The sequence below is a fragment of the Streptomyces sp. NPDC046977 genome (genome assembly GCF_040644455.1).
Classification (GTDB): Bacteria; Actinomycetota; Actinomycetes; order Streptomycetales; family Streptomycetaceae; genus Actinacidiphila.
The window spans coordinates 154,397-179,922 of record NZ_JBEYWO010000003.1 but is presented as its reverse complement, the minus strand read 5'-3'; the positions used below and the strand labels follow the sequence as shown (position 1 = coordinate 179,922).

Here is a 25,526-nt window from a genome sequence, read left to right as displayed (position 1 = left end):
GTCCGCCTCCCCCCACAGGAGCGTCTCCGGCCGCTTCTGTCTTGTTCAGCGTCCTGCGGGCCGAAAGTGTCACACCGCCTGCCGGGGACGCCGTCGGTCCACGGCGGACCGAAGGCGGCGAGGCTGTTTTCGTCAGCTTTTGTGACCCATGAGTAGCCGCCCCCCAGGGCCTGTCGGAACGCGCCGCATGGGGCAGTATGGTGCGCGATTCCAAGGGGGAGGCTCGAACGTGGATTTGGCGACCGCGGTACGCGCGGCGCAAGAAGGGGACGAGGACGGCTTCCGGTTCGTGTACCGAGCGGTGCAACCGCAACTGCTGCAGTACGTACGCTCGCTGGTCGGCGTGGGGGACGCCGAGGACGTGGCATCGGAGACGTGGCTGCAGATCGCCCGGGACCTGTCGTCGTTCCACGGCGACGGGGACGCGCTGCGCGGCTGGGCGGCGCGCATCGCCCGCAACCGCGCGCTGGACCACCTGCGGGCGGTGGGCCGCCGTCCGCTGGCCGCCGCCGGGGTCGAGGAACTGCTCGACCGGCCCGGCGGTTCCGACACCGCCGAGGAGGCGGTGGCCGCGGTGGGCACCGGGGCCGCGCTGGCCGCGATCGCGGCCCTTCCCCGGGACCAGGCGGAGGCGGTCCTGCTGCGCGTCGTGATGGGGCTGGACTCCCGCGCCGCCGCCGAGGTGGTGGGCAAACGGCCGGGGGCGATGCGCATGGCCACCAGCCGCGGCCTGCGGCGCCTCGCTGAACTGCTGGAATCCGACGACGGGTCGTCAAGTGTGACGTTTTCGGCGTCTCGAGCGCTTGAGGACATGAGATGAGCGATAACAAAGGACAGGACTGGCTCGACGACACCACGGCCGAAAGGCTGTTGCGCGGGGCGGCGAGGAACGACACCTCCGGCCCCGCATGGACGGACCCGCGGGCCGCGACGCTGGCCCGGACGCTGGCCGCGGCCGCCGTACCCGCGGTGCTCGACCCCGCGCGCGAGGAGGCGGCGCTGGCCGCCTTCCGGGACGCGCGGGACGCCGGGCCCGAGCTGTCGCCCGTACGCGGCGGCCGCGCGAACGAGCGGGACGGCGGCCGCGACGCGGCGGGCCGGCGTTCCGGTGGGTCCAAGGGCCGTGGCGCCAGGGCCTTCAGCGGCACCCTGCTGGCCACCGCGGCCGTCGCCGGGGTGGCTCTCGCCGCCGCGGCGGGCGCGCTGCCGGTGCTGCTGAGCGGCGGGGACGAGGCGCCCGCCCCTGTGCACACCCAGGGCGCGGCGCCGCAGGCGACGGGCGGCACCCGTCCGGCCACCCCGGCCGTTCCCCCCAGCCCGCCCGCGCCCTCGCGGTCCGGACGCGGCGTCCCGGTGGGCACCGTGCCGGGCGGCGCGCCCGCCGGCCCTGCCGCGCCCGGGGCTCCGCGGCTCCCCGCGCCTCCGGCCGGGGCGACAGCGGGTCCCAAGGCGCTGTGCCGTGCCTACGCGGCCGCCGGCTGGCGCCGGGGGAAGACGGACGAGCAGATCTGGAAGCAGCTCCGCAAGGCCGCGGGCGGCGGCCAGCCCATGGTGCGGCGCTACTGCGCCGCGGTGCTCGGACCGCACGGCCGCCGCGTCGGCGGGGCGGGGGACGACAGCCCGAGGAACGACAGCCCGAAGGGCGGCGGCCTGAAGGGCGGCGGCCTGAAGGACGACGGCCCCGGCCGGCTGCACCATGGGGGAAAGGGGAACGGGAAGAACCGTTCCGGCGGCCATCACCGCTTCGGTGAGCGGCACGCGTCCCGCGCCGGCGGGCAGTGACACCCGCCGCCCGCCCTCGCGGTACGGCGGAGCACCCGAGGCATCCGCGGGGCGAGTGACACTTTCGGCCCTGCGGGCGCTGTAACGAGTAGACCGACTGGTCATCGGTCGAGGGGCAGCCCGGTCTCCCCGTACCGGGCCCCCAACGAGAGACGTGGGCGGGGCGCTTTCCCCCCGCCCTGCCCGCGTCCCCGCTCTTCGGCCGGCGGCGGCATAGATTGGCCGTCGTGACCACGACCTCCGTGCCCGCCTTCCGCGTCGAGCGCGAGTCGCCGCTGCCGCCCGCCGAGGCCTGGCGCCGGGTCACCGACTGGGAACGGCACGCCGCCCACGTCCCCCTGACCACGGTCGAGGTCCGCGAGGGCGGCAGGGGCTTCACCGCGCGGACCGGCGTCGGCCCGCTGTCCTTCGCGGACCCGATGGAGATCGTGCGCTGGGAGCCGCCGGACGCCGGTGGCGGGCCGGGCCGGTGCCGGCTGGAGAAGCGCGGCGCGGTCGTGCTGGGCTGGGCCGAGATCGAGGTGTGGCCGCGGGACCCCGGGCCGGGGTCGCGGATCGTGTGGCGCGAGGAACTGCGGGTGCACGGGCTCCCCAAGGCGTTCGGCCGGCCCACGGCGTGGGCCGGCCGACGGGTGTTCGGGCGCGCGCTGGACGCGCTGCTCGCCGGGGACCGGCCGTAGCGGCCGGCCGTGGGCGGTCACCAGTGGACGACGACCTTGTCGCCGATGCGGACCTGGTCGAAGAGCGCCGCGATCTTGCCGGCGTCCCGCACGTTCACGCAGCCGTGGGACGCGCCCGCGTAGCCGCGCGCCGCGAAGTCGGCGGAGTAGTGCACCGCCTGGCCGCCGCTGAAGAACATCGCGTACGGCATGGCCGTGTGGTAGATCGTCGACACGTGGTGGCGGCTCTTGGCGAAGACGCTGAAGGTGCCCTCGCGGGTGGGCGTGTACTGGGAGCCGAAGCGGACGTCCATCGCCGAGACGACCTTGCCGTCGATCACCCAGGCCAGGGTGCGGCTGGTCTTGCTGATGCACAGGACACGGCCGTTCAGGCAGCGCGGGTCCAGCTTGGCGACCGGGTTGGTGGTCGGCGGGTACATCGCGGCGCGGGTGGGCTGCCGGGTGAGGGAACGGAGCTTGGTCCAGGTGGGCTTGGTGACGGAGCCGGAGGCGGCGAGGCCGTGCTTGCCCTGGAAGGAGCGGACCGCGCTCGCGGTGACGCTGCCGTAGTAGCCGGTGGGTGCCCGGTCGAAGAATCCGAGCTGCCGCAGGCGGGCCTGGAGTTCGCGTACGCGGGCGCTGTTGCTGCCGGGGCCCATGACCACGGCCGGGCGCACGGTGTGCGGGGCCTTCGGCGTACCGGACGGACTGGGCTTCGCGGTGGACGGCGTCGACGCCGGGGTCGGGGTCGGCGTCGGGGCCGGGGAGGTGCTGGTGCTCGTGCTCGTGGACGGCGCCGGGCGCGGGCTGTCCCCGCCGGCCGACGACGCGGACGGGCTCCGGGCGGCCTCCGGCTGGGTGGCGTGGGCGGTGCAGCCGGCCAGCAGCGCCCCGGTGAGAAGTGCCGCGGCCACCGCGGCCGCGCGTGACCGCGCGATCGGTATGAGTGCCATGTCTGTCATCCCCCTGTGAGAACCGGTACTCCCTTGGACTGATTTCCCTGGCATGTAGTTGCGCCAACATCGCGGTAAATCCGCGCACACTGGGACCAGGGGGCGATTCCCTGGAGGATGACGCATGGCACGCGAGTCCGAATCCGGTCTGCCGATCGATCCGGTCTACGGTCCCGCCGCACTGGACGGCTGGGATCCGGCGGAGAAGCTCGGCGAGCCGGGCGGTTACCCCTTCACCCGCGGCGTCCACCCGGCGATGTACACCACCCGCCCCTGGACGATGCGCCAGTACGCCGGCTTCGGCACCGCCGCGGAGTCCAACGCCCGCTACCGGCAGCTCATCGCCCACGGCACGACCGGCCTGTCCGTCGCCTTCGACCTGCCCACGCAGATGGGCCACGACAGCGATGCCCCGCTCGCGCACGGCGAGGTCGGCAAGGTCGGGGTGGCGATCGACTCGGTGGAGGACATGGAGGTGCTGTTCGGCGGCATCCCGCTCGGCGAGGTCTCCACGTCCATGACCATCAACGCGCCCGCCGCGCTGCTGCTGCTGATGTACCAGCTGGTCGGGGAGGAGCAGGGGGTGCGCGCGGACCGGCTCACCGGCACGGTCCAGAACGACGTGCTCAAGGAGTACATCGCCCGCGGGACCTACATCTTCCCGCCGGGTCCCTCCCTGCGGCTGGTGGCGGACCTCTTCCGCTACTGCCGCGCCGAGATCCCGCGCTGGAACACGATCTCCATCTCCGGCTACCACATGGCCGAGGCCGGGGCCTCGCCCGTGCAGGAGGTCGCCTTCACCCTGGCCGACGGCATCGCCTACGTCCGTACCGCCGTCGCCGCCGGCATGGACGTGGACGACTTCGCGCCCCGGCTGTCGTTCTTCTTCGTCGCGCGGACGACGCTGCTGGAGGAGGTCGCCAAGTTCCGCGCCGCACGCCGGATCTGGGCCCGCGTCATGCGTGAGGAGTTCGGGGCGCGGAACCCCAGGTCCTGGATGCTGCGCTTCCACACCCAGACGGCGGGCGTGCAACTGACCGCGCAGCAGCCGGAGGTGAACCTGGTGCGGGTCGCCGTGCAGGGACTGGCGGCGGTGCTGGGCGGCACGCAGTCGCTGCACACCAACGCCTTCGACGAGGCCATCGCGCTGCCCACGGAGAAGTCGGCCCGGCTCGCGCTGCGCACCCAGCAGGTGCTGGCGTACGAGACCGACGTGACGGCGACGGTGGACCCGTTCGCCGGCTCGTACGTGGTGGAGACGATGACCGACGAGGTCGAGGCGGCGGCGCTGGACCTGATGCGCAGGGTGGAGGACATGGGCGGCGCGGTCAGCGCCATCGAGCGCGGTTTCCAGAAGTCGGAGATCGAGCGGAACGCCTACCGGATCGCGCGGGAGACGGACTCCGGCGAGCGGGTCGTCGTCGGGGTGAACCGCTTCCGGCTCGACGAGGAGGAGCCGTACCGGCCGTTGCGCGTCGACCCGGTGATCGAGGCCGCCCAGGCGGAGCGGCTCGCCGCCCTGCGGGCCCGGCGCGACCGGCGGGCCGTCGCGGCGGCACTGGGCGCGCTGCGCGCGGCCGCGGAGGGCGGGCCGGGCGGGGCAAGTGTGCTGTACCCGATGAAGGACGCGTTGCGCGCCCGGGCCACGGTCGGCGAGGTCTGCGACGCGCTGCGCGAGGTCTGGGGCACCTACGTCCCCGTCGACGCCTTCTGAGGCGGGGTCAGCCGCAGAAACGGGCCAGGTACGCGCCGACCTGCCGGGGGTCGTCCGTCGTCAGTCCCACGTAACCGTCCGGGCGGACGACGAACAGGCCGTCGCCGTACGCCCGGTGGGCGGCGCCGCCGGACTCCTCGCGGTGCGCCCTGGTGAACCCCGGCAGCGCGGCGGGCGGTTCCGCGCCGATCGCCGGCACGGTGAAGTGCGGGCCGCGGAAGACGTCGAACAGCCGGCTGCCGTCGGCGAGCGGCGCGTCCGGCGCGCGGTCGCCGGCCCGCGGCGCCTCGTCGGCCGGGCCGTCGCGGGTCTCGGCGGTGAGCGGGCCCCCGCGGTAGCCGACGCCCAGTTGGTGCACCTCGGTGCCGCGCCGGTGCGGTGCAGGTGGGTGCTCATGCCCAGGTCGCCGGCGGCGACCGGGAGCCGCTCGTGCTCGTAGCTGTCCAGCGGGGACGGCTCCGCACTGTGCCGCAGCACCTGGCCCAGTTTCCCGCCGAGGTTGCAGGCGTCCTGGACACCGGTGTTGAGGCCCTGGCCGCCGGCCGGGGAGTGGATGTGGGCGGCGTCTCCCGCGAGCAGGACCCGGCCGTCCCGGACGCGGTCGGCGAGCGCGGCGCGCGGCCGGAAGTCCGAGCTCCACAGGACCTCGCGTCGTCGCCGCTGCACCTTCACGGTGGGCTTCGTGATCGAGGAGCAGTCGGTGCAGCCGGTGACCGGCGGGCGCGACGAACGCTACGACCCCGAGGAGCGCCGGGCCCGGCTCGGCGCCGAGTACCCGCTGCTGGGAGCGGTGAGCGGGGAGATGTTCCGCAACTACGAGGCCTGTTTCGGGACCGGCCCGCGGATCGTCGTGGCCGGCATCGCGGAGACCCTGGCACCGGACGGGGCGCGCTGACGCGCCCCGTCCGCGCAGGTCAGCGGCGTGCCGCGTGCCGCAGCCGCCGCGCCGCCCGGCGCACGGCCGGGTTGTTCGGCAGGAAGGCCAGCGAGGCCGGCACCCCGCCCGGGAGAGCGAGCCTGGTGAGCCGGCGCCGCGTGAAGTAGCGCAGGCTGCCGGAGTTGACGCGGTCGGACAGATACGCGACGGTCTCGTCGCGCAGGGACGCGTAGACCTGCGGCTGCATGCAGAAGCCGACGGCGCGCAGCAGGGGCGCGACCTGTTCCGCCACGCGTTCGGCGCTCGGCGGGGTCCAGCCGGCCACCGCGGCGCTGTCGGCCAGGTCGGGCAGCAGGCGGTCGGCGATGATCACGGGGACGCGGTTGCTGTCGGCGTAGTCCGACAGGCACTCCAGCACCGTCCCGGTGCCGATCCGGGCGACCGGCAGTCCGTAGAAGGTGGACGCGGTGAACAGTGCCGTGGAGAAGCAGCCTGCGACCAGTGCGGGGCGGACGCTCTGGAAGAGAACCTCGGCCGGCTGCGCCGGATCGGCCACGTACAGTTCCGCGCCCAGCTCCGCGGCCTCCCGCTCCAGCTGCCCCGTCCGGTGCGCGGGAGCCGTCGGGTGCGGCTTGAAGACGATCGTGCGGTGCCCGGCGGCGACGGCCGCGCGCAGCATGCGCAGGTGGAGCTCCTCCTCCTGCCGGTCGCTGAGGATCTCCAGCCCCGCCAGGTGCTGGCCGAGCAGGAGCGCGCCGCCCCTGGGCGGCGTGCCGCCGTCCGCGGTGAGCTCGGCGGCCGTGGCGACCTCCGCGAGGACCTTGGTGAACGCCTCGGCGGGGACGACCTCGTCCGGTACGCCGTACTCCGACAGCGTCAGCGGGCGCAGTCCGGGCACGAGCCCCAGGTGCAGCAGCCGGCTGACACGCGTGGTGACCAGCGGCTCCAGCTTGCCGGGGGCGGGGCCGTACGCCGCGAGCCCGTCCGCGTACACCGTGACCGGCGCGGCGGTGAAGACGTTCACCAGCGCGAACGCGGGGTCGACGTGCAGCGACTCGACGACCAGCTCCAGCTCGTCGTCGCCGAGGTCCCACAGCTGCCGCAGATGCCGCTCCCACATGGGCACGTCGTCCGGACGCGGCGACCAGCCCCGCGGGTGCAGCGGGGCGATCGCCTTGTTCCACGACAGCACGCGGTCGAAGCGGCCGCGCAGCGCCTCGAAGCCCGCCATCGTGTCCGCTGCGGGCGAGGTCTCGGGCACCGGGGCGTTGTTGCTGATCAGCAGCAGGCGACGGTCGGCCGGGTCGAACAACCCCGCGTCCAGCGCGGCGGCCAGCGCTGCCACTCCGGTGAGGCCTGCCGCCAGGAAGACCTGGGTACGGCCCATTACGCGGCCACCGCCCCGCCGCCGATACGCCGGCGCAGGACCCTGCGCAGGCGCAGGCTGCGTTCCACGTCCATCGAGTCCAGGGCCTCGGCGAGGAGGTCCTGCGGCATCTGCCTCAGGGCGGCGGCGCTCATGGCCTTGAGTTTACGGGCCACCTGCGGCTCGTAGCGGCCCATGGCCCCGAGGTGGTGCGAGATCACCGCGCAGTAGGTGCGCACGGCCTTGGGCATGAAGCGGTCCGCCTCCGGGTCCGTCGCCGTCTCGGCGAGCACCTGGTCGAAGGAGCGGATGAAGTCCAGCTGCCGGACGTCGCCGATCTGCGTGAGCGAGGTGGCCACCCCGCGCCGGTAGAAGACACCGAGCAGGCCGACGACGGCGAAGCTCTTGGCCTCGCGGTGCAGCCGCCAGATCCACGGCCGGTCCTCGGCGGTGCGCAGCCCGTCCGGGAAGTGCAGCAGTCCGGCGTCGACCAGCCGGCGGTGGTAGATCCCGGCCCAGGCGTACGGGTAGTCCACCGAGGTCGTGCGGTCGGGCGGCAGGATCGCCCCGCGGGGGTCCAGCGAGACCCCGCGGCGGCCGTGCGGGACGCGGGCGACCGTGCGCTTGCGGCCGTGGCAGACGACGTGGTCCGTGCGGACGAAGTCGGTGCCGAGGGTCTCGATGGCGTCCAGCAGCTGCGGCAGGTAGCCCTCGGCCAGCCAGTCGTCGCCGTCGAGGAAGGTCACGTACTCGCCCTTGGCGGCGTCGATGCCCGTGTTGCGGGCGGTGGCGAGGCCGCCGTTCCGTTCGTGCGAGATCAGTCTCGCCCCGGGGAGGTCCGGCAGGGCGCGCTCGAGGATCTTCGGCGTCTCATCGGTGGCGCAGTCGTTCACCAGGATGAATTCGAAATCCGGCCGGGCGTTCGCACGGAGACTTCTCAACATGTCAGGAGCAAACGCCTGCACGTTGTAGAACGGGACGATGACGGAAAGCTTACTCACGGGGCGCACCCTATGACTCTCGGTGCCCCTCGTGCTGACACGACGCAGGCTCTTTGGTGAACGTGGGGTGTCGGGTTTGTGAATGCGTCAGCCTGGCGTGCTGGTTCTTCATCCGGCGGCGTGTTGTTAACCGTCCGTTGGCGTGGCGTTGGGCGCCCGCTAGGAATGTCTTCCTAACTTTGCGGCGTGCCAGCAAGTACCACCGCCGACCCGATCAAGGTCACCGTCCTCGCCGACTCGGACACCCGATGGAAATGGGGTGCGCTGACGGCTCGCCGTATCGCCCCCCACGCGCGGCTCGACGCCCGCCTCCTGCGTGGGCGCGCGACGCCCACCGAGCGCCAGCTCGCCGAGGTCGGCATCCCCGCGGACTCCATGCGCGAGGTCACGGCGGCGGACTTCCTGGCCACGACCACCCGCGAGAACGCCGACGTGGTCGTCCTGTCCTGTGTCGGCGGCACCGTCCAGGCCATGCTGCACGGCCTGGCCCGCGCGTGGGAAGGCACCCCCCGCCGGCCCGTGGTCGTCACCGGCTACGTCGGCGTCGTCTACGAGAAGCTCGCCGACGGCCTGCTGCTGCGCTCCGGCGCGGACGCGGTCCTGGCGAACAGCGCGCACGACGCCGACCGCTTCCGCGCCGTGTACGAGGGCGTCGGGGCCGACGCGGGCTCCATCGTGGAGACCGCGCTGCCGTTCCTGGAGGGCACCCCGTACGAGGCCTCCGCGGACCGGCCGTTCACCGTCGTCTTCGCCGTCCAGCCGTCCGTTCCGGACAGCCGCAAGGACCGCATGTACCTGCTGCGCCGCGCGGTGGACCACGCCCGCTTCCACCCGGACCGCGAGGTGCTGGTCAAGCTGCGCAGCAAGCCCGGTGAGCACACCACGCACATCGAGGAGCAGCCGTACCAGAAGCTGGTCGCCCGGCTGGACCCGCCCAAGAACCTCAAGCTCGTCTACGGGCACATGGGCGAGGTGCTGGACCGCACCGACCTGCTGGTCACGGTCAGCTCCACCGCCGCGCTGGAGTCCATGCACCGCGGCATCCCGACCGCGATCCTCACCGATCTCGGCATCCGCGAGGCACTGGGCAACCACCACTTCCTGGGATCCGGCGCCTACGCCTCCTGGGACCACATCGACGCGGGCCAGGTGCCCCGTGTGCGCCCCGCGTGGGCCCGCGCCCAGGGCATCGCCTCGGAGGGCGACCCCTTCAGCACCGTCCGTGAGCGCGTCACCGCGCTCACCGGCGCGGCAGAGCTGCCCCCGCTCGCGCCGTACTACACGACCGCCACCGCACCCGGTTACCTCCCCGGGGTCCTCGCCCGGCACAGCCTGGACCCGAAGGGCGAGCCGCTGCCCGGCGCCGCCGTGGAGCCCGCCGAGCCGAGCGCGCTGCGCCGCGCCGTCCGCGATTTCGCGCGCAACTCCGCGCGCACCGCGTACCGCCAGGGCGTTCAGCGTGTCGCGCCCGTGATCCGCCGATGGGGCCAGCTGTGAGTCCCCACAATTCGCAAGGAGCCCCCATGCCAACGGTGTTGGCCGTCATTCCCGCCCGCGGCGGGTCGAAGGGCGTACCCGGTAAGAACCTCGCCCCCGTCGGCGGCGTGCCGCTGGTCGCCCGCGCCGTGCGCGCCTGCCGCGAGGCCGAACTGATCACCGACGTGGTCGTCTCCACCGACGACCCCGAGATCGCCGACGCGGCCCGCGCCGCCGGCGCCGAGGTCGTGCTGCGTCCGGCCGCCATCGCCGGTGACACCGCGACCAGCGAGGCGGCGGTGCTGCACGCCATGGACGCGTACCAGGCGATGTCCGGGGTCAGCGCGGACGTCGTGCTGCTCGTGCAGTGCACCAGCCCGTTCATCTCCGTCGAGGACGTCAACGGCGTGGCCGCCGCGATCGTCGAGGACGGCGCCGACACCGCTGTGACCGTGGCCCCGTTCCACGGCTTCATCTGGCGCGACGCCGCCGACGAGATGGGCGCCGCGGCCGCCGCGACGGACCGCGCCGGCGCCGCCACCGTCACCGGCGAGGGCCGTACGGCCCTGGCCGCCACCTCGACCGGCGGGTACGGTGTCAACCACGACAAGGCGCACCGGCCGCGTCGTCAGGACCGTCCGCAGGACCTGCTGGAGACCGGCGCCGCCTACGCGATGCGCGTCGAGGGCTTCCGGGAGGCCAAGCACCGGTTCTTCGGCCACACCGCGCTGGTGCGCACCGACCCCGCACGGGTGCTGGAGATCGACGAGCCGGACGACCTGTCCCGTGCCCGCGCCCTGGCCCCGCTGCTCGACCCCGCGACCGGCTCCGCCGTCAGGACCGAAGAGTCCGCGGCACCGGCCGCACTGCCGACTCGCGCCGACATCGACGCGGTCGTACTGGACTTCGACGGCACCCAGACCGACGACACGGTGCTGGTCGACTCCGAGGGACGCGAGACCGTCACGGTGCACCGTGGTGACGGGCTCGGGATCGCCGCCCTGCGCGACAACGGACTCCCGGTCCTGATCCTGTCCACGGAGACCAACCCGGTCGTCGCCGCACGGGCCCGTAAGCTCAAGGTCCCCGTGCTCCACGGCATCGACCGCAAGGACCTCGCACTGAAGCAGTGGTGCGAGGAGCAAGGTATCGCCCCCGAGCGGGTCCTTTACGTCGGCAACGACGTGAATGACCTCGGCTGCTTCGCGCTCGTCGGCTGGCCGACCGCCGTCGCCAACGCGCACGACGTCGTCAAGGACGCGGCCCGTTCCATCACCGCAACGCCCGGAGGGCGCGGTGCGATCCGCGAGGTCGCCTCGTGGATCCTCGGCCCCTCTCTTTCCCGAAGGGAACTCTCCCAGTGACCACCACCCCCGCCCGCCTTCGTCCGATCGGCGACCGCCTGGTCGGCCCCGGCCAGCCCGTCTACGTCACCGGCGAGATCGGCATCAACCACAACGGCTCCCTCGAGGACGCCTTCGCCCTGATCGACGCGGCCGTCGAGGCCGGCGCCGACGGTGTGAAGTTCCAGAAGCGCACCCCGGAGATCTGCACCCCCCGCGACCAGTGGGAGATCGAGCGGGACACCCCCTGGGGCCGGATGACCTACATCGAGTACCGCCACAAGGTGGAGTTCGGTGAGGAGCAGTACCGCGCCATCGACGAGTACTGCGTCAGCAAGGGCATCGACTGGTTCGCCTCCCCGTGGGACGTCCCCTCGGTCGAGTTCCTGGAGAAGTTCGAGAACGTCCGCGTCCACAAGGTCGCCTCGGCCTCGCTGACCGACGACGAGCTGCTGCGCGCCCTGCGCGCCACCGGCAAGACCGTCATCCTCTCCACGGGCATGTCCACGCCGAAGCAGATCCGCCACGCGGTGGAGGTCCTCGGCAGCGACAACATCATCCTGTGCCACGCCACGTCGACGTACCCGGCGAAGCACGAGGAGCTCAACCTGCGGATGATCAACACGCTGCAGCGTGAGTTCCCGAACGTGCCCGTCGGTTACTCCGGCCACGAGATCGGCCTGCAGACCACCCTCGCGGCGGTCGCCCTCGGCGCCGTCTTCGTCGAGCGCCACATCACCCTGGACCGCGCGAACTGGGGCTCCGACCAGGCCGCCTCCGTCGAGCCGCAGGGTCTGGACCGCCTGGTCCGCGACATCCGCATCATCGAGTCCGCGCTCGGCGACGGTGTCAAGAAGGTCTACGAGGGCGAGCTCGGCCCGATGAAGAAGCTGCGCCGCGTGCCCGGCGTCATCGCCGAGCAGGAGGCGGCTGCTGCCGCCGCCGCTGCCGACGCCGAGTCGGTGTCGGCCTGATCCATGGGCGACAGCGGCACTCTGGCACTCGTAGAGAGCCCCGTTCAGCTGCTCAACGTGCTGGAGTGGGCGCATGTTCACCCGCCCGCGGTGCCCACACCGCGACCCGGGGCGGCTTCGGCCGCCCCGGGCCCGGCGGCACCCGGCCGGCAGCTCACCGTGGTGGCCCTCGCCCCGCGCGACCCCATGACACGGGGACAGCTGCGCCGCATGGCGGAGCTCGCGATGGACGAGGGCATCGTGGTCCGATGGTGCGAGGCGCGCTCCGGCCGGGGCTCCCTGCTGCGCACCGCGGCCGAACTCACCCCGGCCCTGCGCTCCGCGGGCCGGGTCGTCCTCGGTGACCCCTTCTCCCGGCTGGTGCAGGTCCTCCTGCCGCTCACCCGGGCGCGGGAGATCATCGTCGTGGACGACGGCACCGCGACCATGGAGTTCACCGAGCTGCTGACCAAGGGCGCCCGGCTGGTCCGCTGGCACCGCAGCGGCCGGCGGCCCTCCCCGGCGGACGCCGCGTTCGGCGTCTTCGCCTCGGCCGCCCGCCGGCGCCTCACCCCGGGCCGCGGTCGGCAGGTCGAGCTGTTCAGCTCGATGCCCGCCACTCCGCCGTCCGGGATGGCGCTGCGCGCCAACCGGTTCGCCTGGACGCGGGCCCGCTTCGGTCCGCCGACGATCAGCAGCGGTACCGACATCGTCGGCACCTCCCTGGTGGAGACCGGCGTCGTCGACCTGGAGAGGTATCTGACCGCGGTCGGCATCCTGGCCACGAGCCACGGGGCCACCCGCTACTTCGCGCACCGCCGTGAGAGCGTCGACAAGCTGCACCGGCTCTCCGTCGAGACCGGTCTGGAGATCGTGCGTCCCGACCTGCCCCTGGAACTGGTCGCCCGGCGCGGTCCGATCGGCCACACGATCCTGAGCTTCCCCTCCACGGTCGTGCACACCCTCCCGCTCGCGCTGGAGGGCACCGGCGTCAAGATCCAGGTCTGCGACGTCGACCCGGAGTGGCTGACCGACTCGGCCTCGCCCCGGGCGCAGAGCTTCCTGTCCGGTATCACCGGCACCGCCCGCGACCTGCACGGCCTCGCGTCGGTGGTCTCCGGGCAGGCCACGGCCATCGCGCCCTGATCCCGCACCGCGGACGTCGTCGTCCATGAGGCGCCTCAGCGCGTCATGGACGACACGTCCATCGGTGTCGGCAACGCGCCGCCGCTGATCTGCGCGGCCAGCAGACCGGCCGACGCGCGTGTGAAGTTGCCGGTGATGACCGCGGTCCCGCCGGGGATCGCGCTGGTCACCGCGGGAGCGGACAGCACCGCCCCGTCCAGCACCATGGCGAACTGGTTGTTCGGGCTCACCTGTGCGGCCAGCCGCCCGGTGACCGCCGTGAACGTCTTCGCTCCGGCCGAGGTCAGCCGCAACCGGATCTGCCATCCTGTGCTGTTCTCCTGGTCGAAGACCGCCTCGGCCTCACTGATCTCGGTGCCGTTGAGTGCGACGGGGTCGAGCAGGTACTTCGCCCGGACCCCGCCCACCACCTCCGTCGCGCAGGCCACCGCCCGCTCGCCGTCGCCCCGTTGATGGTCCTTGCGCTCGGCGGCCGACGAGCAGTCGAGCGCCTGGAACTCCGCGACCCCGGCCCCCGGCGAGGGGGAGGGCGCCCCGTCGCCGGACGGTGCGACGGCGACCACCGGCCGGAGCACCAGGACCGCCGGCTCGCCGAGCGAGGCCATCTGCCCGGGGACGGCGCCGCGCGCGGACACGGTGACCTTGCCGTCGGCCGCGCGCACCACGACGTCCCGCAGACCGGACCCTTCGGCGCGGCGGCGCATCAGGTCCGCGGTCTGCCCCAACCGCCTTTCGCTCAGCGGCTCACGCGGGGTGAACACCGCCGTCGTACGAGGACCGTCGCCGCCCTTGTCGGCGGCGGGGTGCCCGGCCGGCGAACAGGCGACGGCCGCGCTCACGCAGCCGAGCAGCAGGGCGAGCGCCGTCGTCCGGCGCCAGCGCTCAGCCACTGGTGATCGCCCGCACACTCGCGTGCACCGCGGTGACGAGGCCCGTCAGCGCGGTGGCGTCACCGATGAGGGCGCGGAGCCGGGCGAGGCGCCGCTCGACGCGCTCGCCGTCCGCCTGCCCCGCGGCCACTTCGCCCGCCAGTTCCCCGGCCAGGGCCGCCGCCTCCGTACGGGCGGCCCCGCTGATCCCCGGGTCCTCCAAGGCGTCAAGCCGGCGCCGCAGTTCGCCGAGGGCCGCGAGCGCGCTGTCGGCGGCGGGGGACGCCGGTCCCGTGCGGTGCGCGACGGCGCCGGCCCCGGCGGCCAGCGCCGAGTCACCGACCCTGGCGCTGCCGCCGATGACGATGCCGTGGTTGGTCCGCGGCTCGCCCGTGCCGGTCATCGCGCGCCACCCCCCTCGCCGGGGCCGCCGGTCCGCTGCGGTGCGGGGGCGGTGGAGAGCGCCGCCGCACCGGCCCCGGCGGCGATGCTGCCGCTCATCGATCCTCCGGTCATCATGATCCCCTGGTTGAGGATGACGTTGCGGTGCCGCGTCAGATCGCCGAGGTCCAGGCCGTGCTCGGCGAGGAACTCGGCCGCGGTGCCGAGGACTTGCAGCTCGATCTGCTTGCCGATGCGGTTGACGTCCACACGCTGGAAGAAGTCCCGGAAAGCGTGCGAGGACGCGAGTTCGCGAAGACTGAGCCGGGCTCCGAAGTCGTACCGCCGGTCGTCGGCCATGGCCGCGCGCTGCGCCTGGAGGGCGCGCTGCCGCCGTGCGGGTGCGCGCAGTTCCGAGAAGGCGGCCGCCGGCGCCGCCTGAAGCACCGCGCGGCTGTGCAGGAGCGCGTCGGCGAGTCCGGTGACGGCGCTCCCCGGGTCCTGGGGGTCCTGGAGGTCCCCGGGGCGCGCGAGCGAGTCGGCCACCCGGTACTCCTCCTTGACCGGCGTGAGCACCAGGGTGTTCGCCTGGAGGTACAGCGTCGCCGCGCTCACGGCGACCTGGACGAAGACCGACAGCACCAGGTCGGTGCCCCAGCTGCGCACCTGGGCGCACAGACAGTGCCGCACCGGCCCGTCGACGCTGCCGCGGGCGGTGGCGATGCGCTCCGAGGAGAGCTGGTCGGCGGGCCTGCCCTCGGGGGGCCAGTGCCCGGCGGCGCCCGGCCAGAACACGGCCTCGCCGAACAGGGCGTTCTGCCGCAGCTCGGTGCCGTGGACGAAGACCTTCTCGGTGACCTCCAGGCCGGGAACGCGGTCGGCGGCGAAGGCCGGCCCCGCACCGGCACCCGCGCGCAGCGCGTCCAGGTCGTCCGCCATCCGCCGGACCAGGCCGGCGGTGTCGAAGGGCACCGGGGGCGGCTCGGCGCCGGTGCCCGGCTCGTGCCCCTCGGGCGTCAGCCGCATGGCGAACGACCAGGACGTGACCTCGTCGCCGGCGCCGACGAAGGGGCGGTAGCCGCTGTAGACGACGAGGTTGGCATCACCGCCGACCGAGGACTGCGGCAGCCCGGCCGTGTGCCCGCCCGGCGGCGGGCCGCCGGCGGCGGAGCGGAACGCCTCCCGGGTCAGCTGCTCGCCGATCGCACTCCACGCCCGGCCGCGCTGCTCCCAGGTGAACGCCCAGGGGCAGCCGACCAGCAGCACGAGGGTGAGCAGGAACGTGGCCACCGGCACGTCGTTCAGCCACAGCGGCACCAGCGGGGTCAGCCAGGCGCCGGCGAGCAGCACGAGCACCTGGACGGCCAGGGCTCGCAGCACGGCCGGGGCGGCTGGGTCGCGGGGCCGCTCCCGCCCGCGCACCCCGCGGGGCGCGCCGGAGCCCTGCGCGCTGCCGCCCGGCAGGAAGGCGGTGGCGAACCAGTACACGGCGGTGGCGACCGGGGCCAGCAGCAGGGAGACCAGGAAGGCGCCGCCGACGGCCAGGTCGCGCCTGCGCAGGTCCCGCAGGGTCTGCTCGGCGTGGGTGCCCACCCGGCCGAGGTCGACGCCGTAGGAGGGGGCGCAGGCCCGGTAGCGCTCGTGCCGGAGTTCGTGCACCACCCGGCGGGCGAAGCCCTCGTCGAGGCGGGCACCCGCGCACATGTAGCGGGTCGACGCGCTCCAGTCCTCCTCGCCGGTGCCGGTGCTGCTGCTGCCGCCCGGCGCGGCCGCCGGACGCGGGGGCGGCGGGCGCCTCGTTGCGGTCCCCGCGACGTGGGCGGCGGGCTCTTCGCGGCCGTCCCCGGTGACGTGCCCGGCACCGTCCTGGACGCCGACCCCGGCCGTGTCCCCCGGGCTCCCGGCACCCTGGTATCGCGATGTCACCCGCCCCACCCCTTTCCCCCTGTTCCCACCAGTGTGGGCGCCCGCACAAGTCCCGAAAAGGCAGGGGATGTGGGAAAACCGGGCGCGCCGGGGCGCTTCGAGGCGCGAGGGGCGCGCGGGGGCGCGTGTTCTCGCTGCCGGGGGCGTTCCGCTCCACGCAAGCCGTACGTAACCGATCAGTCACCCGAACCAGGTTGCCTTGCTCCATGGCAACGGCACCGAGGCCCGCGCGGCGCATCGCGGTCCTCGCGGACAGTGCGCTGGAGCGCGACTCACGGGCGCACCGCGTGGCGGCGGCCGCCGCCGGGGCGGGCTACGAGGTCACGATCATCGGCCGCGCCGCCGAGGACCAGGGTTGCCGGGACTGCCGTGACTGCCGGGCCTGCCAGGACGACGGCGCCGGGATCGCGCCCGAAGGGGTGCGCCTGATCCGCGTCTCCGTCGCCGAGACCCTGCACCGCAGGCGCCTGCAGCGCCCCCGTCCGGGCCTGCTGCGCGCCCTGGCCTACCGCAGCGCGGAGTCCTACGCGTACCGCAACGCCTTCGTGGCCGCCCACACGGCGCTGCTGGCCTCCCGCCAGGCCGAGCTGGACGTGACCTACAGCCCTTTAGCGGTGAAGGCCGCCGCCCGGCTCGGCCACGGCGGCGCGCGTCTGCAGCACGCGGTGCGCCGGGCCTGGAACGCCCTGCGCTCGGCGCAGTACCGCGCCGCCGTCCGCCGCAGGGCCGCGCCCGACGGGCTGCTGGACCGGCTGTCCACCGCCACCACGCGCCTGCTGCTCGGCAAGCGCAGCTGGCGCAGGCTCGACCCGCTGCTGCTCGACCTGGAGATCGCCTACGGACCCGTCCTGGACGAGCTGCGCCCGCACCTGGTGCACGCCCTCGGGCACCGCACCCTGGGCACGGCCGTCCGCGCCGCGCTGCGGGCGGAGGGCACCGGGCACCGTGTCGAGGTCGTCTGGGACACCACGGCCAAGACCGAGCCCAGCCACCGGGCCGCCGTCGCCCGTGACGCCCACGAGCGCACCTATGTGCCGCTCGTCGACGGCGTCGTCACCGTCGCCGAGACCTACGCCGACCGGCTGCGGGAGCGCCACGGCCTCGCCGCCCGGCCGGCCGTGGCGCGCAACGCCCCGCCGTACGAGGCCGCGCCCGCCCCCTCCTCCCACGCCACGCCGTCGCGTTCCGGGGTCCGCGACCACTGCCATCTGGCCCCCGAGGTCCCCCTCCTGGTGCACAGCGGCGCGGTCGGCCCGGCCCGGGGGCTGCTGACGGTCATCGAGGCGCTGCCCAAGCTGTACGACCTGCACGCGGCCCTGGTCGTGCCCGACCCCGGCGACGCCTATGTACGCGTCCTCACCGACCGCGCGGCGGAGCTCGGCGTCGAGGGCCGCCTGCACGTGCTGCCCTATGTGCCGCCCGCCGACATCCCGCGCTTCCTGTCCTCCGCGGACATCGGCGTCCTGCCCGTGCACCGCCTGCCCGCGCACCAGGTGGCCCTGCCGGCCCGCTACTTCGAGTACGCCCACGCCCGTCTGCCCGTGGTCGTCAGCGATGTGCGGGTGCTGGCCCGGCCGACGCTGGAGATCGGCAACGGCGAGGTGTTCCGCTCCCTGGACACCGCCGACTTCGTCCGCGCCGTCGGCGCCGTGCTGACCAATCCGCGGCGCTACCGGAAGGCGTACGACCGGGGCGACACGCTGCGCGAATGGTCCTGGCAGACGCAGTCCGCCCCGCTCCTGGACCTCTACTCCCGGCTGCTCGGACCGCGCTGACCCCGCCCGCCGCGCCGTGGTGACGCCCCTCACGGGGCGTTGCCGCGCGACGGCGCGATCGTTGAGCCACTATGGAGAGGCGAGGGGTAAACCGTGTTGATACCCCTGTACGGAGCCGGGTACGCGCCGAACGGGGGAGTTTTTCTTCCTCGCGCGGAATGAATTTACGGCGATCCAGCGATCGGGAGTGCAGATGCGGTCTAGCCTGTCGGAGGTGAACGACTCACCCTCCGAACCCTCCGGAACCCCTGTGTCAGTGGCCCCAACCGTTCCTGCCGCGCCGGACGACGCCCTTCTGGGTGTGCTTCCCGAGCGCCTGCGGACGGAGCTCGTGGCGTTCCGGCGGGATGTGCACATGCATCCCGAACTGGGCCGCCAGGAATTCCGTACGACGGCCGCGGTGAAGGCCCGCCTCGAGCAGGCCGGTCTCAAGCCCCGCGTGATGCCGGGCGGGACGGGCCTGATCTGCGACATCGGGGACACGGACCCGGAGCGGCCCCGGCTGGCCCTGCGCGCCGATCTGGACGCGCTGCCGATCCCGGACACCAAGCGGGTCGACTACCGCTCGACGGTCCCCGGCCGGGCGCACGCCTGCGGCCACGACGTGCACACCACGGTGGTGCTGGGCGCCGGCCTGGTGCTGGCGGAGCTGCTGCGCGAGGGCAAGCTGCGGCGGCCGGTGCGGCTGGTGTTCCAGCCGGCCGAGGAGGTCATGCCGGGCGGCGCGCTGGACGCCATCAAGGCGAACGCGCTGGACGGCGTGGGCCGCATCCTGGCCGTGCACTGCGACCCCAAGGTCGACGTGGGCCGGATCGGGCTGCGGCAGGGGCCGATCACCTCGGCGGTGGACCGCCTGGAGCTCTCCCTGGACGGTGCGGGCGGTCACACGGCCCGCCCCCATCTGACCACCGACCTGGTGACGGCCACCGCCAAGATGGCCACCGAGCTGCCGGCCGTGCTGGCCCGCCGGGTGGACCCGCGGTCCGGGATGAGCATCGTGTGGGGCCGTATCGAGGCAGGCCACGCCTGCAACGTCATCCCGCAGCACGCCGAACTGGAGGGCACGGTCCGCTGCCTGGACCTGACCGCCTGGCACGAGGCCCCGGACCTGGTGCACGAGGTGATCGACCAGATCGCCGGCATGTATCGCGCCAAGTGGGAGCTGACGTACCACCGCGGGGTGCCGCCGGTGGTCAACGAGCACGACTCGACGGAGCTGCTGCGCGACGCCATGACGGCCCGCTACGGCGCGCACACGGTGGAGGACACCGAGCAGAGCCTCGGCGGGGAGGATTTCTCCTGGTACCTGGAGCAGGTGCCGGGCGCCCTCGCGCGGCTCGGGGTGCGTCCGGTGGGGGACAATTCCAAGCGTGATCTGCATCAAGGTGATTTCGACGTCGACGAGGGCGCGATCAAGGTCGGGGTGGAGCTGTTCACCTCCGCTGCGCTGCTGGCATGACGGTGGGTGACCCGGCCGACACGGCCGGGTCACCTGGCCGAAATGCGTCGATCCGATAACGGGCCGCCAACCCCCCTTTACCTGACATCTACGCGCGTTAAGCTCCGGGTTAAGCCAGCGCCGGACGGGGCGCTTCTAGTGAAGGGGTACCCTCTTGCGCCGGGTAACCAAGTTCGCCGCCGCGGGTATAGCCTCCGCGGCCCTCGCGCTGACCGCGACCGCATGCGGCAGCAGCTCCAAGGACAGCGACAGCGACAGCGCCAAGAGTGGTGCGCTCAAGGTCGGCGTCGCCTACGACGTGGGCGGCCGTGGCGACCACTCGTTCAACGACTCTGCCGCCGCGGGCCTGGACAAGGCCAAGTCGGACTTCGGCATCGAGATCAAGGAGCTCACCGCGAAGACCTCGGACACCGAGGCCGACCGCGAGCAGCGCCTCGAGGACCTGGCGGACGCGGGCTACAACCCGGTCATCGGTGTCGGCTTCTCCTACGCCGACTCGATGAAGAAGGCGGCTGCGAAGTACCCCAAGACCCACTTCGCCATCGTCGACTCCGTCGTGGACGCCAAGAACGTCGACAGCATCGTCTTCACCGAGGAGCAGAGCTCCTACCTCGCCGGTGTCGCCGCGGCCCTGAAGACCAAGGACAACAAGGTCGGCTTCATCGGTGGCGTGGACATCCCCCTGATCAACAAGTTCGAGGCCGGCTTCCGCCAGGGCGTCACGGCGACCAACCCGAAGGTCACGGTCACCACCCAGTACCTGACCCCCGGCTCCGACCTGTCCGGCTTCTCCGACCCGGCCAAGGGCAAGGCGGCCGCGCAGGGCATGCTCGACAAGGGCGTCGACGTCGTCTACGCCGCGGCCGGCTCCTCCGGCAACGGCGCGATCGAGGCCGTCGCCGGCAAGACCGGCGCCTGGGCGATCGGTGTCGACTCCGACCAGTACGCGCAGACGGGCCTGGTCAAGTACCAGAAGTCGATCCTGACCTCCGCGCTGAAGAACGTGGATGTCGCGGTCTACGACGCGGTCAAGTCGGTCAAGGACGGCGCCCCGCTGAGCGGCACCCAGTCCTACGACCTCGCCAAGGATGGTGTGGGCCTGGCCACCAGCGGCGGCTTCATCGACGACATCAAGTCGCAGCTGGACGCGGCCAAGCAGAAGATCGTGAGCGGCGACATCAAGGTCGACACGACCGTCAAGAAGTGACGCCCGGTCTCCTCTGAGTCACGGTCGCGAGGCTCGGTGGGGGATAGCCCAGGCTCTCCCTCACCGGGCCTCGCGCCTGCGTTCCGCCCGATTTCGGTCCCTGTGGTTTCTGATCTGACTCGCACCACTATGGATCTGGCAACGCTACGCGCATAGAGCTTTTTCCTCGCGGTACGTTCGCCACACCCGCCCCGCCCCGCTCTTTTCCGCGAGGAGAGTGCGTCATCAACGCGTCCAGCACCCCCAGTCCCCCTAGCCCCCACGCCGTCGAACTGCGCGGCATCACCAAGCGATTCCCGGGTGTCGTGGCCAACCACGACATCGACATCACCGTCCGCCGAGGTACCGTGCACGCCCTCGTGGGTGAGAACGGCGCCGGCAAGTCGACCCTGATGAAGATCCTCTACGGCATGCAGAAGCCGGACGAGGGCACCATCACCGTCGACGGCGAGAGCGTCACCTTCCACGACCCGGGCGACGCCATCGCCCGCGGCATCGGCATGGTGCACCAGCACTTCATGCTCGCCGACAACCTGACCGTCCTCGAGAACGTCGTGCTCGGCAGCGAGAAGCTCCACGGCATCGGCGCCCGCGCCCGTGCCCGGATCAAGGAGATCTCGGACGCCTACGGTCTCGGAGTGCGGCCGGACGTCCTGGTGGAGGACCTCGGTGTCGCCGACCGTCAGCGTGTCGAGATCCTCAAGGTCCTCTTCCGAGGCGCCCGTACGCTCATCCTCGACGAGCCGACGGCGGTCCTGGTCCCGCAGGAGGTCGACGCGCTCTTCGACAACCTGCGCGGTCTGAAGGCCGAGGGCCTCACCGTCATCTTCATCTCGCACAAGCTCGGCGAGGTGCTCTCCGTCGCGGACGAGATCACGGTCATCCGGCGCGGCACCACGGTCGGTTCGGCCGACCCGAAGAGCACCACCCCCAAGCAGCTCGCGGAGCTCATGGTGGGCAGCGAACTGCCGTCGCCGGAGACCCGCGAGTCGACGGTCACCGACGTCCCGATGCTGACCGTGGACGGTCTGCACCTGTCGGAGACCGACCTGGAGGGCATCGAGCGTGTCGTCCTGGACCGGATCTCGCTGACCATTCACAAGGGCGAGGTCCTGGGCATCGCCGGCGTCGAGGGCAACGGCCAGGCGGAACTGGTCGAGGCGATCATGGGCATCCTCCCGCCCGACGCGGGCCGGATCACGCTCGGCACCACCGACATCACCGGCTTCCCGACGCGCAAGCGCCGCGAGGACGGCATCGGCTACATCCCCGAGGACCGCCACCGGCACGCACTGCTGCTGGAGGCCCCGCTGTGGGAGAACCGCATCCTCGGCCATGTCACCGAGCGCCCCAACAGCAAGGGCGGCCTGCTGGACCCGGCCGCGGCGCGCCGCGACACCGAGCGGATCGTGCGCGAGTACGACGTCCGCACCCCCGGTATCGAGGTCACCGCCGCGTCGCTGTCCGGCGGCAACCAGCAGAAGCTGATCGTCGGCCGGGAGATGAGCCACCAGCCGCGGCTGCTCATCGCCGCGCACCCCACCCGGGGTGTGGACGTCGGGGCCCAGGCCCAGATCTGGGACCAGATCCGCGAGGCCCGCCGCGAGGGTCTGGCCGTGCTGCTGATCTCCGCGGACCTGGACGAGCTGATCGGGCTGTCCGACACCCTGCGCGTCATGTACCGCGGCCGCCTGGTCGCCGACGCCGACCCCGCCACCATCACCCCGGAGGAGCTGGGCTCCGCGATGACCGGTGCCGCAGCCGGTCACCTCGAGCACGAGAACGGCGACGCCGCCCACGGGGGAGAGGACCGATGAAGAAGATCGACAAGGAGCGGGTGCTCCTCGCCGTCGCCGCCCCCGTGCTGGCGATCGTCGCCTCGTTCGTGATCACCGCGCTCGTGCTGCTGGCCACCGGCAAGGAGCCGTTCGGCGCCTTCAGCACGATGATCGACTACGGCTTCAAGAGCGACAGCCAGGTCGAGATCATCAACAAGGCGACCACCTACTACATCGCGGGTATCGCGGTCGCCGTCGGCTTCCGTATGAACCTGTTCAACATCGGCGTCGAGGGCCAGTACCGGCTCGGCGCCTTCTTCGCCGCCGCGGTCGGCGGGGCGGTGACCCTGCCGAGCTTCCTGCAGATCCCGCTGATCATCGTGGTGGCCATGGCGGTCGGCGGCCTGTGGGCCGGCATCGCGGGCCTCCTGAAGACGACCCGCGGGGTCAGCGAGGTCATCGCGACCATCATGCTGAACGCGATCGCGCTGTCGATCGTCGGCTACTTCCTCAAGGCCGGCCGGCTCGGCCACCTCGACCAGGCGGGCACCTCGGTGTCGACCACGCCGCTGCCCTCCTCCGGCCACCTGTTCAACTTCGACATGGGTGAGGACATCGGCCAGATCTACGGCTTCGTCGTCCTTGCCGTGATCATCGGTGTCGGCTACTGGTTCGTGCTGGGCCGCACCCGCTTCGGCTTCGACCTGCGCAGCGTCGGGATGTCCGAGAGCGCGGCCACCGCGAGCGGTGTCAGCGTCAAGCGCATGGTGGTCATCAGCATGCTGATCTCGGGCGGCCTGGCGGGCCTGACCGGTCTGCCGCTGCTGCTGAACGACGTGCACGCCTACGGTGCCGACCTCTTCCCCGCCGGTATCGGCTTCACCGGCATCTCGGTGGCGCTGCTGGGCCGCAACAACCCGGTCGGTGTCGCACTGGCCGCGCTGCTGTGGGGCTTCCTGGAGCGCGGCTCCGGCCGCCTGGAGTTCGAGGGCTACGACAAGGAGATCGTCGGCGTCATGCAGGGCGTCATCGTCCTGTGCGTCGTCATCGCCTACGAGCTCGTCCGCCGCTACGGCCTCAAGCGGCAGCAGCAGAAGGTCGGCGAGCAGCTCGCCGCCCAGGCCCGCACCAAGAAGGAGGTGACGGCGTGACCGCAACGACGACCCACACCCCGCCGCCCGCGGCTCCCAAGGCGGCCGGCACCAAGGGCCGCAAGGTCCGCCTCTCCTTCCCGATGGTCCTGCTGATCATCGCCGGCGCGCTCGCGCTGGTGTCGGTCGTACGGGTCGTCACGGGCCAGGACCAGCTCACCGCGCAGGGCCAGATCACCGCGGCCCTGGGGCTCGCCGTGCCGATCGGCCTGGCCGGTCTGGCGGGCCTGTGGTCCGAGCGCTCCGGCGTGGTCAACATCGGCCTCGAGGGCATGATGATCCTCGGCACCTTCTTCGGTGCCTGGGCCGGCTGGCAGACCAACCCCTGGATCGGCGTCCTCGCCGGGGTCGTCGGCGGCGCGGTCGGCGGCCTGGTCCACGCGGTCGCCACCGTCACCTTCGGCGTCGACCACATCATCTCCGGTGTGGCGATCAACATCCTGGCGCTGGGTGCGACGCAGTACCTGGCCAAGCTGTGGTTCACCAACGGCGAGGCGGCGGCCAAGGGCGGCAATCCCAAGCAGTCCCCGCCGGTCGACTCCCTGCCGTCGTTCGACATCCCCGGGCTGTCCGACTGGCTGGCCGGCATCGAGAAGCACGGCTGGTTCTTCGTCTCCGACCTCGCGGGTGTCGTCGGCGGCCTGGTCACCGATGTCTCGGCGCTGACGATCATCGCCGCCGTGCTCTTCGTCGGCAGCTTCTACCTGCTGTGGCGCACGGCCTTCGGCCTGCGGCTGCGGTCCGCCGGTGAGAACCCGGTGGCCGCCGAGTCGCTCGGCGTCAACGTGTACCTGTACAAGTACGTGGCCGTGATCGTCTCCGGTGCCCTGGCCGGCCTCGGCGGCGCCTTCCTGGCGATGGTGCCCACGCACATCTACCTGGAGGGCCAGACCGGCGGCCGCGGCTACATCGGTCTCGCCGCGATGATCTTCGGCAACTGGCGGGTGGGCGGACTCGCCGCCGGCGCCGGGCTGTTCGGCTACTCCGACGCCCTCCAGCTGCGCAACGGCGGTCCCACCGTCCACGCGCTGCTGCTGCTCCTGGTGATCCTGGTGGTGCTGCTCGGCGCCTGGAAGCTGTGGAAGCGGCACGTGTGGCAGGGCGTGGCCAGCCTGGCCGTCGGCGCGCTGGTGCTGGTCTGGTACCTGGTCACCGACGAGGTCCCGGCCGAGTTCGTCGGCGCGACCCCGTACGTCGTCACCCTGCTGGTGCTCTCCCTGTCGGCGCAACGCCTGCGCATGCCCAAGGCTGACGGTATGCGCTACCGAAAGGGTCAAGGAAAGTGACCGGCACCGCGGGCCCGGTCGACCCCGCGGGGGTCGACTGGGAGCACCTGCGGGCACAGGCCCGGGACGCCATGTCCCGGGCCTATGTGCCCTACTCCCACTTCCCGGTGGGAGCGGCCGCCCTGGTCGACGACGGCCGTGTCATCGCCGCGTGCAACGTGGAGAACGCCAGCTACGGCCTCGGCCTGTGCGCCGAGTGCGGGCTGGTCTCGCTGCTGCACGCGACGGGCGGCGGCCGGCTCACCGCGTTCACCTGCGTCGACCGCAACGGCGACCAGCTGATGCCGTGCGGCCGCTGCCGCCAGCTGCTGTGGGAGCACGGCGGCCCCGATCTGCTGGTCGAGATGTCGGACGGCATCCGCACCATGCGGGACGTCCTGCCCGACGCGTTCGGCCCGGACGACCTGACCAACCGTTAAGAAGG

General features: G+C 72.8%; 22 protein-coding genes and 1 pseudogene. 16 read left to right on the top strand and 7 right to left on the bottom strand.

Annotated elements, in window-relative coordinates; translation table 11 throughout:
- Positions 1–187 precede the first annotated feature (187 nt).
- From ABZ883_RS05850 to ABZ883_RS05840, 3 genes are all read left to right on the top strand, one after another.
- Positions 188–820 carry an RNA polymerase sigma factor gene (locus ABZ883_RS05850; protein WP_360902113.1) on the top strand — a complete coding sequence of 211 codons (633 nt, stop codon included), beginning with the start codon at positions 188–190 and terminating at the stop codon, positions 818–820.
- Positions 817–1,782 (top strand): hypothetical protein, encoded by a 966-nt coding sequence (locus tag ABZ883_RS05845; RefSeq protein WP_360902110.1) that lies wholly within the window; start codon positions 817–819, stop codon positions 1,780–1,782. The genes ABZ883_RS05850 and ABZ883_RS05845 overlap by 4 nt, the downstream gene beginning before the upstream one ends.
- A 242-nt stretch (positions 1,783–2,024) precedes the next feature.
- Entirely contained in the window at positions 2,025–2,462 is a 438-nt protein-coding gene (locus ABZ883_RS05840) for an SRPBCC family protein (protein ID WP_360902934.1), read from the top strand.
- Between the two features lie 17 nt (positions 2,463–2,479).
- Here ABZ883_RS05840 and ABZ883_RS05835 read toward each other — a convergent pair whose 3' ends face one another.
- On the bottom strand, positions 2,480–3,394 hold the full coding sequence (locus ABZ883_RS05835) for a L,D-transpeptidase family protein (RefSeq protein ID WP_360902107.1): 915 nt from the start codon (positions 3,392–3,394) through the stop codon (positions 2,480–2,482).
- A 124-nt stretch (positions 3,395–3,518) separates the two neighbouring features.
- Between ABZ883_RS05835 and ABZ883_RS05830 the strand changes: the two genes are divergently transcribed.
- The gene (locus tag ABZ883_RS05830) at positions 3,519–5,108 is read left to right on the top strand and encodes a methylmalonyl-CoA mutase family protein (RefSeq protein WP_360902104.1); all 1,590 of its coding nucleotides are present in this window, start codon (positions 3,519–3,521) and stop codon (positions 5,106–5,108) included.
- A gap of 7 nt (positions 5,109–5,115) precedes the next feature.
- Here ABZ883_RS05830 and ABZ883_RS05825 read toward each other — a convergent pair.
- Positions 5,116–5,756: pseudogene (locus tag ABZ883_RS05825) on the bottom strand (FAD-dependent monooxygenase); the annotation flags it as partial.
- Between ABZ883_RS05825 and ABZ883_RS05820 the strand changes: the two are divergent.
- Complete coding sequence (locus tag ABZ883_RS05820) at positions 5,662–6,003, top strand: TetR/AcrR family transcriptional regulator C-terminal domain-containing protein (protein ID WP_360902101.1); 342 nt, start codon at positions 5,662–5,664, stop codon at positions 6,001–6,003. The pseudogene ABZ883_RS05825 and the gene ABZ883_RS05820 sit on opposite strands and share 95 nt — an antisense overlap.
- A 19-nt stretch (positions 6,004–6,022) precedes the next feature.
- On the opposite strand, the gene ABZ883_RS05815 is transcribed toward ABZ883_RS05820, so the two are convergent.
- Positions 6,023–7,372, bottom strand: a complete 1,350-nt coding sequence (locus tag ABZ883_RS05815) for a polysialyltransferase family glycosyltransferase (protein ID WP_360902098.1) — start codon at positions 7,370–7,372, stop codon at positions 6,023–6,025.
- The gene (locus tag ABZ883_RS05810) at positions 7,372–8,352 is read right to left on the bottom strand and encodes a glycosyltransferase family 2 protein (protein WP_360902095.1); all 981 of its coding nucleotides are present in this window, start codon (positions 8,350–8,352) and stop codon (positions 7,372–7,374) included. Before ABZ883_RS05810 ends, ABZ883_RS05815 begins: the two co-directional genes overlap by 1 nt.
- A gap of 186 nt (positions 8,353–8,538) precedes the next feature.
- On the opposite strand from ABZ883_RS05810, the gene ABZ883_RS05805 reads away from it, so the two are divergent.
- The 4 genes from ABZ883_RS05805 to ABZ883_RS05790 are packed head-to-tail and all read left to right on the top strand — an operon-like array spanning position 8,539 to position 13,270.
- Positions 8,539–9,849 (top strand): DUF6716 putative glycosyltransferase, encoded by a 1,311-nt coding sequence (locus ABZ883_RS05805; RefSeq protein ID WP_360902092.1) that lies wholly within the window; start codon positions 8,539–8,541, stop codon positions 9,847–9,849.
- A gap of 26 nt (positions 9,850–9,875) precedes the next feature.
- Positions 9,876–11,192 (top strand): acylneuraminate cytidylyltransferase, encoded by a 1,317-nt coding sequence (locus tag ABZ883_RS05800; RefSeq protein ID WP_360902089.1) that lies wholly within the window; start codon positions 9,876–9,878, stop codon positions 11,190–11,192.
- Entirely contained in the window at positions 11,189–12,145 is a 957-nt protein-coding gene (locus ABZ883_RS05795; RefSeq protein ID WP_360902086.1) for an N-acetylneuraminate synthase family protein, read from the top strand. Before ABZ883_RS05800 ends, ABZ883_RS05795 begins: the two co-directional genes overlap by 4 nt.
- 3 nt (positions 12,146–12,148) lie before the next feature.
- Positions 12,149–13,270, top strand: coding sequence for a hypothetical protein (locus ABZ883_RS05790; RefSeq protein WP_360902083.1), 1,122 nt, complete (start codon positions 12,149–12,151; stop codon positions 13,268–13,270).
- Between the two features lie 35 nt (positions 13,271–13,305).
- Here ABZ883_RS05790 and ABZ883_RS05785 read toward each other — a convergent pair whose 3' ends face one another.
- The 3 genes from ABZ883_RS05785 to ABZ883_RS05775 are packed head-to-tail and all read right to left on the bottom strand — an operon-like array spanning position 13,306 to position 16,446.
- Complete coding sequence (locus ABZ883_RS05785; protein ID WP_360902080.1) at positions 13,306–14,160, bottom strand: hypothetical protein; 855 nt, start codon at positions 14,158–14,160, stop codon at positions 13,306–13,308.
- Positions 14,153–14,542, bottom strand: coding sequence for a hypothetical protein (locus tag ABZ883_RS05780; protein WP_360902077.1), 390 nt, complete (start codon positions 14,540–14,542; stop codon positions 14,153–14,155). Before ABZ883_RS05780 ends, ABZ883_RS05785 begins: the two co-directional genes overlap by 8 nt.
- Positions 14,539–16,446 (bottom strand): hypothetical protein, encoded by a 1,908-nt coding sequence (locus ABZ883_RS05775; protein ID WP_360902074.1) that lies wholly within the window; start codon positions 16,444–16,446, stop codon positions 14,539–14,541. The genes ABZ883_RS05780 and ABZ883_RS05775 overlap by 4 nt, the downstream gene beginning before the upstream one ends.
- Before the next feature lie 206 nt (positions 16,447–16,652).
- On the opposite strand from ABZ883_RS05775, the gene ABZ883_RS05770 reads away from it, so the two are divergent.
- The 7 genes from ABZ883_RS05770 (at position 16,653) to ABZ883_RS05740 (ending at position 25,521) form a co-directional block, all read left to right on the top strand.
- The gene (locus ABZ883_RS05770) at positions 16,653–18,221 is read left to right on the top strand and encodes a glycosyltransferase (RefSeq protein WP_360902071.1); all 1,569 of its coding nucleotides are present in this window, start codon (positions 16,653–16,655) and stop codon (positions 18,219–18,221) included.
- Positions 18,222–18,477: 256 nt separating this feature from the next.
- The gene (locus tag ABZ883_RS05765) at positions 18,478–19,680 is read left to right on the top strand and encodes an amidohydrolase (RefSeq protein ID WP_360902068.1); all 1,203 of its coding nucleotides are present in this window, start codon (positions 18,478–18,480) and stop codon (positions 19,678–19,680) included.
- 154 nt (positions 19,681–19,834) lie between these two features.
- Entirely contained in the window at positions 19,835–20,887 is a 1,053-nt protein-coding gene (locus ABZ883_RS05760; protein WP_360902065.1) for a BMP family ABC transporter substrate-binding protein, read from the top strand.
- 224 nt (positions 20,888–21,111) lie between these two features.
- Positions 21,112–22,704: an ABC transporter ATP-binding protein gene (locus ABZ883_RS05755; protein WP_360902931.1), complete on the top strand. Its 1,593-nt coding sequence runs from the start codon at positions 21,112–21,114 to the stop codon at positions 22,702–22,704.
- Positions 22,701–23,816: an ABC transporter permease gene (locus tag ABZ883_RS05750; RefSeq protein ID WP_360902062.1), complete on the top strand. Its 1,116-nt coding sequence runs from the start codon at positions 22,701–22,703 to the stop codon at positions 23,814–23,816. Before ABZ883_RS05755 ends, ABZ883_RS05750 begins: the two co-directional genes overlap by 4 nt.
- Positions 23,813–25,102: an ABC transporter permease gene (locus ABZ883_RS05745; RefSeq protein WP_360902059.1), complete on the top strand. Its 1,290-nt coding sequence runs from the start codon at positions 23,813–23,815 to the stop codon at positions 25,100–25,102. Before ABZ883_RS05750 ends, ABZ883_RS05745 begins: the two co-directional genes overlap by 4 nt.
- On the top strand, positions 25,099–25,521 hold the full coding sequence (locus ABZ883_RS05740) for a cytidine deaminase (protein WP_360902056.1): 423 nt from the start codon (positions 25,099–25,101) through the stop codon (positions 25,519–25,521). Before ABZ883_RS05745 ends, ABZ883_RS05740 begins: the two co-directional genes overlap by 4 nt.
- The last annotated feature ends 5 nt before the right edge of the window (positions 25,522–25,526 follow it).